Source organism: Streptomyces sp. NPDC111802, from assembly GCF_055634335.1.
In genome coordinates this window covers 1-9,888 of sequence record NZ_JBVKCZ010000100.1, presented here as the reverse complement: position 1 = coordinate 9,888, position 9,888 = coordinate 1, and the positions used below count along the sequence as shown (strand labels likewise).

Genomic DNA, 9,888 nt, shown 5'->3' with positions numbered 1-9,888 from the left:
GGCAGATCTTCCGCAGATCCCGCATCAGCCCGAACCGCATGACCGTCATCGCCAAAGCTGTCCTCACCCTGGAGAAGCAACACTGAAAATCCTCAGTGCGGGGCAGAGTCGGCGATCCACTCGCCCGCGCTCAGGTATCGGACGGTGGAGCCGACACCGGTAGCGTCACATTCCACAGGCCGACGGGAGACCCGCACGTTTCCGTTGGCGGCCGTGGGCCGGGCCCCGGAGCCCGGCAGGTCAGCAGGTGACAGACACTTACCGGTACGGTGTCAAAGCGCGCTGAACCGGAGACTGTCTTAACTGCCTGCATCCGCCGTTGCCCGTTGTCTTGTGGCGGGACGAGACGTATCGGCCAGCCGTCCGCAGGACCCACCACGTGCGGTCCGACGGCATTGACGTCTTTCGCTCTGGCCGATGGCCCTTGCCCGGGCCCCGTTTCCAGTTCCTTGTACCTGCGCGCGAACGGCCATAGTTCTAAGCCGATTGTGCCCGCAGCAACAGCACGCTCGATGCACAGTGCTGGTCCGCACTGGATGTGCCTTCGTGGACTGAAGACTTGAAGTGGCCCAACTTTCATCGGCGTGTTGTCTCAAGCGCCCCTCTAGGCGAGGGATACGAGCTCGAAGAAGCCCGCGCAAGCGTTCGATGGAATCACCGCACAACGATGATAGAACCGGATACGTGGCTGTTTCGATCAGTTGGTTCTGCACCTTCTCCGCTGAACCACGCGCCTCCAAGGAACGCAGCGAAATCACTCACCAGAATGACTATTCCGGCATGCTGTCGGGCCACTAGTTTCAGCCCTCTTGGGGCCGAACCCACACCAGGAGGGGCCTGTGTGGGCTGGGAGGCCACTGCTCGATCGCCGCAAGGCCGGACTACCCGCGAGCAACCCGACGAGCACGGCCCCATACCGCACATTTTGGGGAGGTGATTGGTACGAGCGGTTCTCGCCTTACCCGCCGTCATCTTGACTGACGCGGGAACAGCCGACGGGCACGGGCAGCCCGCCAGTTTAGGGGACACATCCCCCGCTCGTGCGGGAAAAGCGTCCTCACGGATGGACTGGGCGCAGTCCCAGGGGAGACCATCCGGGCGGGCGCGGGACGGCCCCTCCAGCGCTGTTATGACCGGCGTCGATCCGTGCACCCTCTCCGCACGTGGCGACGTCGGTCATCTGCGGGTGTGGAGAATATCCCACAGCGGTGTGAACAGATCTTGCCCATGATCGGCAGGACCGAGTTGGACCGATCCCTCGGGCATCGGGAAGCACACGAGTGCTGTTTCAACTGATGGATGGATCGCGCCGGATGAGGAGGCGTTGCACCGTACCGCGTGATTGGTGGATAGACATGGCAGCCGGACGGCTCGGTGTACAGAGGGCGTACGTGGGGTGTGGCCACAAGCGTCACCGCATACGCTGCCAGCGCCGTGCGTGCAGTGGGTGCATCGTCGATGCCGCTGTTACGGGGAGAATGTCCGCAATCTAGATTCTTCTCTTTGGCCATCTGCGGGCTCAGATGAGGATGCCTGCGAGGTGGAATGCGGCTTGGGTAGACCATGGCAAGCTCGTTGCTGCGCATGGCCAGGCCGCGCCACTACATGAGGCAACGTGTGGCCTGCTCTGAGCAGGTCGTTTGTGCTTGAAATGCCGCCCCGTTTCATGGCTGGCTGGCCCGCGACTGGCATGCGCCTGCTCAGGCTCGCCCGCCGGGAGTGGGCTCCAGAGAGGTCTGCTGCGCTTGACGCCGCGCAGTCCTCGTTGTTCGCTCGTCGAACGAATGACTGCAGGGGGAGGCAACAGTGACGCAGCAAGTGAATTCTATCCGGCTCATCACCATTGGCGTCGATCCCACAAGTATTCGTGGGCCACGGTAGCCGTGGATATCCAGAGTACTGCGGTGGCCATGCCGACCCGGGTGGATGCGGCCGACGAAGGATTCCGGCGCTTGGTGCGCTGGTCTCGCCAATGGCCGTTGCGCCAGTGAGCCGTTGAGAACCCTCGCGGCATGGGCTGGAATCTGGCCCGAGACTGCTGCAGCGGCGCGACCGCGTCGTCGATAGGCCGGCAAAGCTGGTGCACCTGCTCAGCCAACATCCGCGCAAGACCGACCCCGCCGACGCCCAAGCGACGGTGCCGCGCCCTGCACGCTTCAGGCCTGCAGACACCATAGGCTGAGGACGACGCCACGGTCCTGCGGCTCCTCAGCGACCGACGCGATGAACTGGTGCGCCAGCGCACCTAGTCCGTAAACCGCCTGCACCTGCGGGTCGTTGAGCTTGGCTTTGGCCGCCACTGCGGAAGCTGTCCGCAGACACTGCGACCCGACAACTCCAGGGCTGCCAGCCAACCGGATACGCCTCTTGCCGGCCCTGGAGCTCGCCGATGAGCGTTGTCTGAACGGATCGTCTTACTGGATCAGCGGATCACTCAACAAATCTCAGCCGTTGGCACCCTCTCACTGATCTGTTCGGGAGCTACCATCTGACCGCAGCCGAAATTCTTGGCCGAGTCGTCGAGGTGCGTCGATTCGCTGCCGCAGCCCCGTTCGGCGTGTATTGCGACACCGCGCCAAGATGCGTGTCGTCCGGGGACAGGTCCCGGCATCGCCTATCTCGTGCCGGAGACCGCCAGGTTAAACCGCTAGAGCAGGCATCCCTGGGTGGTCACCCACGTGTCTCTGCGAAGCGCTGTCCAACTTCGCCTCGTCCTCCTCAGAAGCGTCCCGGCCAGTGCCCAGGTAGCGCAGGTGAGGTCTTGAGCCCGCTCGCCCGCGAGGATGGCAGTCAGAGGTCAGCCACAGTCCCGACGGATGAGTCTCAAAGGAATGGAAGGGGCAGGATCGCCATACCGCACCGCTCCCCCGCCAGCCACCGTGCCAGGGCGACGGGACACCTCGTCGGCACGCAGGCACGTAAGTGCTACTCGATGATCTTCAAGAGCTTGCTGGGAGTTCGCGCTGCCCTTCGTCTGGCGTAGATGTCGCGCCCACCCGGGCGAGCGGTTCTCTCGCGCAGTCGGTATTGACGGTGAGCGGAACGCTTCGGTCACTAGTCCGCTGGCCTGTGAGTACGGGCCTCCGACAACCTTGACGCAAAACGCGTGTGGGGACTGGAGCGAACCCAGTCCAGCAGGTCCACTGGTTCCACGCCAGATGTGTCCCATAGGGGGCGCCGGCGGCCACGTCCCCGCCTGATGGGGCAATGACAGCCCGACCAAGGCGTGACTTCTCCGTCGCACGGATGTCTTATGTTGACGGACGCAGGGCATCGGCGATGAGCTGAGTGGACCTCCGCCGCTCATGCGAGCGGCGGCCATGGAACAAGGCATGGACATGTGGCCCCGCCCACGCGCTTCGATGCCGCCCAGCCCGACCTGATGGGGCAAACCTTTGTGCTCGGCGCATCTCTCATGTTGCGGCACAGCGACGACGTTCCCCGTTGTGACGGGCCTCGGCAGCCCCCGGCGAACCGTGATCCGCCGGGGGCGTCCCTTCGCGGGCATCACAACCGTAACCGGTGAAGAAGGTTGACGAACTCTCCCCCCGGCCACCACTACGCCGAACAGGTGACCAGCATCTGCTGGCCAGCGCGCGCTGGGGCGCGGACACGATCCGTGACGGTGTGTGCGACTACGTAGCCGAGAAGCTTGGCGCTGGTGGTGTGCTGATCGTGACGACACTGGGTTCCTCAAGGGCTGCACTCCGGCGAGGGCGGGCCAGGAGTAGATGGGTGACTCGGAAAAGATGGACAAGCGCAATGTCAGAGCGTTCGGCGCCTATGCCACCGAGCATGGACGAACACGGGTAGACCGGGAGTTCTATCGGCCCAAGCCCAAACGCTCCGGGTCAATGCACTTGCGCCTGGCACCAGATCCATCCAGGGCCAGGGTGATGACAACATTCGAATGATGCGTCGGCTCACGATGAAGTGCGTATGAAATTTTGCAGCGGTGCCAGTCTCTGCCACGCCGCACAATGGCAGGAAGTCTGCGCGAATCGGTAGTAGCTACTTGAGACAAAACAGAGGACGAGCAACCGTGTAGTAGCAGAACAAGTGGCTACACAAGAGACCGCGCAAATCCTGCTCTCGCGTTCGTACCCTGGATCGGCCGCGGAGCAGCGGCGCTAAGACGGTGGCGCCGTGGTGCACTGCCGCCATGGAAGCGTCCATCTTGAAGTATATCCCCAGACAGATAGCCCTCGCCTGCGCTGGCTTACTCGCTACCGCCGGGAGCGCCATTGGTGTCTTTTCCCACCCACGCGGTGCCGGCCACCCCAACATGCCGACTTGGCGACATGCGCCTGTTCATAGGTCAAGTTACCGTCGGCACCGGACCGGTATTCATCCAAATCAATTTCACGAACACTGGCACACGTTCCTGCCTACTAAGACGGGAGTGCCCTACATCTTCACCACGATCAAATCGGCGAGTCGGCCACCCGCAACCCACATCCTGCGCTCAGGATATCCACTCAACCTCGGACAGTCGACGTACACCGCCCTGTATGCCAATTACTAGAGCGTTACCACGACTCGACGGCCCACCCTGACCTTCATCCGGTCCCCCCCGCCCGTCAGCTTCCAGTCCATGCGGATGCCATCCCGCCTACGGGTCTGCGAATCCGTCGAAATCACCCAACCTCGTGCGCCAGGCGCTTCCGGCTTCGCGGCGTGAGCCACTCGGCCAGACCGAGAGGAACCACGCAAATATCATGATCAACCGCAGTCACCTTAGGCCGCTTCCCAGCATCCAAGCCCTTAACTGCATCGACAAATTCGGACACTACTCGCGACCTCGTGCCATCTCTGCATGTTCCCTTAACGGAAGGCGGGATGTCGGATCGGGCCATCTTCCAGCAGGCTGGCTGCAGCCTCGGGAGCGGGATGCCGCCTCCTCCCGCGGGACAGCTAGGGGGGTGACATCCCACCCCTCCTCGACCCGGGCCCGAATAGGGAGGTTCCACCCCATTCGGGCGCATCGCCGCTCTCAGCCTCAAGAGCATGGCCTCGAGAAGGAAACCCCGAGATATCTTCAATGCTGATATGCAGGACGGGCCAGGCACGCCCGTGATCGCACCCAGTAAAATGCGGTACGATCCGCGCATGGCTCAGAAAGTTGTGACTGTCTACACGGACGACCTCACAGGCGCGGAATCCGATGAGGTGTCCACGCACCGGTTCTCACTCAATGGCGTTGAGTACGAAATTGATCTCACACCCGAGAACTATGACAAACTGGACGCAGCGCTGCGCACCTTCATCGAAAAGGGCCGCAAGATCGGGCGCACTAAGTACTCAGGCCGCACTCGCAAGGAGGTTGCGCCCGGTCCCAGTGCCGAGGAAGTCCGGGCGTGGGCGCGCGCGAACGGCCAGGAGGTAAGCCAACGGGGCCGTGTCCCTAAGGAGATCCGCGAAGCATTCGAAGCAGCACACTGAGGTCACATCGCCAGTCCGCCACACGGCGCTGAGCGCTGTGTGGCTGGTGAACGATGTTTACGCATCGGCCGGGACCTGCATCACCCGCGGGCGGCCGGGTTAGCGTTAGGCATCAGCTTTCGCGTCGCCGTTCCCGGACTACAGTCAGTCGCAACAGGTCCGGCCGAAAGGGTTGACGAGGTGGGACAGAACGGGCGGGGCGGGGAACTGAGCCCGAGCGGGCCGCACACCGGCGCCACCGCCGCCGACGCAGGCTCCGGCTGAAGCAAGCCTTCCCCGGAAGGTCCCGCGCCGGAATGACCAGCAAGACTCGCCTTGCTGCCAACCGCAAGCTCCGGCCATTATCGTTCTGACTGCTGTGCAGGCCACGGACAGCCCGCAGTTCACTCCCGTGCTGAAGAAGATCCACACCCCTCTGCTGGACGGTCGACCCGACACCCGACCGAGCGCGGTCACCGCGGATCAGGGATACGCGTCCCGCGCCCACCGCGCATGCCCCGCCTCTGCTCATCGGTGTTGTTCGATGTGGAGCGAATGACGAATCCGACGTCACCATCTGACCGTCAGCTGCGGATCCATCTGTGGTGCCGTGCCGCGGGAGACGCCCATCTCGACCGCCACATGCGTGACCGGAGCGGACGAATCCGACCAACAGTCCGTTGCCACTAACGGTCAGCAGGGCATTACGGGGGCCATACACGGCGGCACTCGCCACGATCAAACCGGCCTGCGTCAGCAACGCTCGTGATCAACAGGCATAGGGCACCGCCTCAACCGCGGTGACTCCTCGGGCAGCCCCATAGGCCAGATCGCGTAGCGCCGCCTCCTCTCCGCAGGCCCAAACGCTCGCCGTCACAACCACCGCCACACCCTCCCGCCTGGCACCCTGGCCCGCACCCGCACCGGGCGCCGCCCGCGGACTCCGCCGCACAGTCGGCGGAATGTATCACGGCATCATGCACACCCCCCCAATACCGTCTCAATAATTCTTTCCTCATCGCAGATCTACGCGGAAGCGGCCTGGAGAGGATCAGTACAATTATGAATAACCGCAATGATCGATAATAAATCAAGGTCGCGGGCAACTCGCACGCACACATGCCCGGTTTATGCTTGCCTATCGAAATGCAGTCCGGTAAGTATTTACACGCAGACAAGAAACCCAGTCGGCTCCGACTTCGCATGAAAGGGTGATTTAATGAAAAGAATGAAAGAAACTGGATTCACGACTGCCCTAACAGTCGGATTAATCGCACTAGGGGTGAGTGCAGTAACTGGTTACCCAGCAAGTGCGGCCAGCGACCCCTCCGGCTTGCTCTCTGGAAACCGGATCGAATTACCAGTCAATGCACCGGTCAATATTTGCGGAATCACCCTCACAGCACTGGGTAGTATGCATCCGGCCGGGGGGGGCACCTGCGCCCAGAGGCCGTCCACGCCAACGAGGTCCATTCCTCCGACCATCGTCCCTGTGCCCCTCATCGATCCGCTCGTGGGTGGCACTACTGCCGCAATCACCGTGTTGGGTGTCGTTGGGGCAACTGTCCGCCGCCGCAAACCCCACGAGTTCTTCAGTCCCAGCCCTCCGCTGGTTGGCCGGGGTGCAGACAGAATGACGTAGAGAGTCCCTCTGAACAGAACGTTCAATGGTGAGACAGGCCTCACCATTCGATCCTGTCGGGCCGGCCGGCGCCACAGGTTATTCCGTGACCAGGTAAGCCAATGCTGACAACCAATCGCCGTGCGAAGTAGCGGTGACCCGTCGAGCGAATTGATCCAACCGCACATTACGGACGAATCGACAATGCCGTTCGGTGACCGAGTACTGTCGGAACGGCCGCCCAGGACGCTCCTCCTCTGATTAGGCTTGGGGAAATAGGGAGCCTCCACTCCCCCGGCACGGGTGACAGTGACGCGCCACGCTCCTGCCCCTTGCCACACAACGCATCGCACTATCGATGGCGCGCTGTGCAGATGACTGGGTGCCACCAGTGGACCCGTGGCCGCCGGAGCTGCCGCCTTCACGAGCGCCGCCTCCGTGCACTCCCCTACCAGTGGACTTACACTCAGCTGCCACACTTCCTGAGCCGAAGACGCAACCCGGGTGTCTCAGATCACACGCGATGGCACTGCGTGGGACGTAACAGTCCGCTTGCCCGTCGTGTCCTAAGGCCAGCGAGGCGAACGCTTCGCTTGACGCACACGACAAAGGCATCAGTCATGAGCACGTTACCCCCTGACGGCCAGCAAATTTGGACGAGCCGTCCGTTTGTGAGTGTTTTGAATATGAAGAGGAGTTGGTTGACCAGAAGCTTGACCCGGCGGATGCAGCGGCTGACACACATGCGGTGGAGGACGGCAGGCGCTTCCGACACCTCGTCGATGCAGTCGACCCCGCCCTGGACGATGTCGTGACCTCTGAACGCTATTCCGGCGCAGCCAGCAACCCCAGAGGCGCGGCAGGTCTATCCCAGCCCCGCGGCCATAGGTCGGGAAGGACGTCTCCCAAGCCGACCAATCAGCGTTCCATGTGGAAGGAGCTGCCGATCCTGATCGGCATCGCACTGCTGCTGGCGCTGCTGGTCAAGACGTTCCTGGTGCAGGCGTTCTCGATCCCCTCCGACTCGATGCAGAACACCCTCCAGCAGGGTGACCGGGTCCTGGTCGACAAGCTGACTCCCTGGTTCGGTTCCGAGCCCGAGCGCGGCGAGGTCGTCGTCTTCCACGACCCCGACAACTGGCTGGCGGGCGAGCCCACCCCGGACCCCAACGCCCTGCAGACCTTCCTCAGCTGGATCGGCCTGATGCCGTCCGCGGAGGAGAAGGACCTGATCAAGCGCGTCATCGGCGTCGGCGGTGACACGATCGAGTGCAAGAAGACCGGCCCGCTGCTGGTCAACGGCAAGGCGCTGAACGAGCCGTACGTCTACCCCGGCAACACGCCGTGCAGCATGGACGACCAGGGCGGCCAGTTCAAGGTCAAGGTCCCCGAGGGCTTCGTCTGGGTCATGGGCGACCACCGGCAGAACTCCCGGGACTCGCGCTACAACCAGGCCGACAAGAACCACGGCATGGTGCCCGTCGACGAGGTCGTCGGCCGCGCCATCGTGGTCGCCTGGCCGGTCAACCGCTGGGACAACCTGCCGGTGCCGGAGACCTTCGAGCAGAATCTGAGCGCCCGGTCCGCCGCGCTGACCATCGCGCCGCAGGGGCTCGCCCTGGCGGGTGCGGTGCCGCTGGTGCTGTGGCGCCGCCGCTGCAACATCCGGACGCTGGCGATGCGGCCGTGGGCCAACCCAGAAAACGGCCCGGGGTATCCCGTCACCGAGCGCAACTACTGAACCACCGAACGGATCGCGGCGGCGGCGCCATCCGATCTCCCTGCTGCGGAGGGTCGGCGGGGCCGCCCGGCAACTCCGCCAAGCCTGCTCCGACGCGCTGGCACAGCTGCTGCTGGACAGGGCGGAGGCGGCGCAACAGCGGGGCCGCGACCAATCATGACGAGGCGGTCTTCGGCCGGAGCCTGTCGTACTGACGGAATCCGCGGTTTTACAGAGGGGTGGCTGCCCGCCTCTGGCTACAAGCCGGGCGGAATTGACACGGGCACGGCACGTGCCCCACTGAGGTCCCTCAGTTGGCGTCCGGCCCACTCCAGCGCCGCTGCCAACGTCGAGATCTCGGAGTCGCCACTGACTTTGATCAGGACTTTCGATGAGTGTCTTCCGTCCGGTGTATCGAATCTGTCCCCGGTGAGGAAAACAATCTCAACCTCAGCCCAGCCTCCCCGTCCGGCGTCTCCTCCCCGGAGGCCGGTGGTCTCAACGCTTACTCGCACTGCGGATGCATCCCAGAACTCGCCAATTGCTAATTTCATGCCCGCACCGTATGACTGGCACCTACCCTCTCCTGAGGAAATGCGGCACATTCTCACACGGTTGGCGGAGCGACCTCAGCCTGGAGCGGTGTTGGCTCGAGTAAGCACTGACCCGCGCGCCTCATACCCATCGGCAATCCGAAGACCTGCCCATTTCGGAGCACGACGTTCGTCTCATCTCGAAGCGGAGTTTAGCGGTCACCAGCAGCCACGGTACCCGGCGCTGCTTCCCGGCCGGTTGCGGCGGCATGCTGGTGAGCCCGGCAAGTGGTTTTGTCGATCTGGACCAGCCAGTCAATGTCACCGGCGGCGTCCGCCCGAGCCTGGATCTGCTGCAGGAACCGGGTGAACACACCGTCCAAAGCGTAGCGGCACAAGCGGGTGAGACCGTCTGCCATGGCCCACGGTCCTCCACGCGCGGCCGGCCCGTGACGGCCCGCGGCATCAGTGGAGGGAGTGGCTCCCGCTCTCGATCAGTGAGCTTCTTCAGCGTTGCCGCTCCAGGGTGAGGACGGCTTTGGCGATTGACGTCATGCGGTTTGGACTGCATCGGGATCTGCGGAAGATCCGCC

5 protein-coding genes and 3 pseudogenes are annotated in these 9,888 nt (G+C 63.4%); 6 read left to right on the top strand and 2 right to left on the bottom strand.

Annotated features, from left to right (window positions below; all coding sequences use genetic code 11):
- The 6 genes and pseudogenes from ACZ7NC_RS43165 to lepB form a co-directional block, all read left to right on the top strand.
- Positions 1-86 (top strand): annotated as a pseudogene (locus tag ACZ7NC_RS43165) (IS5/IS1182 family transposase); the annotation flags it as partial.
- Positions 87-2,470: 2,384 nt separating this feature from the next.
- The gene (locus ACZ7NC_RS43160) at positions 2,471-2,983 is read left to right on the top strand and encodes a transposase (protein WP_471497432.1); all 513 of its coding nucleotides are present in this window, start codon (positions 2,471-2,473) and stop codon (positions 2,981-2,983) included.
- Between the two features lie 2,126 nt (positions 2,984-5,109).
- Positions 5,110-5,442 carry a histone-like nucleoid-structuring protein Lsr2 gene (locus tag ACZ7NC_RS43155; RefSeq protein ID WP_471497430.1) on the top strand — a complete coding sequence of 111 codons (333 nt, stop codon included), beginning with the start codon at positions 5,110-5,112 and terminating at the stop codon, positions 5,440-5,442.
- A gap of 230 nt (positions 5,443-5,672) precedes the next feature.
- Positions 5,673-5,935, top strand: a pseudogene (locus ACZ7NC_RS43150) (hypothetical protein); the annotation flags it as partial.
- 705 nt (positions 5,936-6,640) lie between these two features.
- A complete protein-coding gene (locus tag ACZ7NC_RS43145) occupies positions 6,641-7,063 on the top strand; it encodes a chaplin (RefSeq protein WP_471497428.1) in 423 nt (140 codons plus the stop codon).
- 727 nt (positions 7,064-7,790) lie between these two features.
- Positions 7,791-8,783, top strand: a complete 993-nt coding sequence (gene lepB / locus ACZ7NC_RS43140) for a signal peptidase I (protein WP_471497426.1) — start codon at positions 7,791-7,793, stop codon at positions 8,781-8,783.
- Between the two features lie 724 nt (positions 8,784-9,507).
- Here lepB and ACZ7NC_RS43135 read toward each other — a convergent pair.
- Positions 9,508-9,714 (bottom strand): hypothetical protein, encoded by a 207-nt coding sequence (locus tag ACZ7NC_RS43135; RefSeq protein WP_471497424.1) that lies wholly within the window; start codon positions 9,712-9,714, stop codon positions 9,508-9,510.
- 88 nt (positions 9,715-9,802) lie between these two features.
- A pseudogene (locus ACZ7NC_RS43130) lies at positions 9,803-9,888 on the bottom strand (IS5/IS1182 family transposase); the annotation flags it as partial.

Coding starts and splice junctions, on each gene's coding strand:
- ACZ7NC_RS43155 (WP_471497430.1), top strand. CDS start 5,110: ATGGCTCAGAAAGTTGTGACTGTCTACACGGACGACCTCACAGGCGCG.
- ACZ7NC_RS43145 (WP_471497428.1), top strand. CDS start 6,641: ATGAAAAGAATGAAAGAAACTGGATTCACGACTGCCCTAACAGTCGGA.
- ACZ7NC_RS43135 (WP_471497424.1), bottom strand. CDS start 9,714: ATGGCAGACGGTCTCACCCGCTTGTGCCGCTACGCTTTGGACGGTGTG.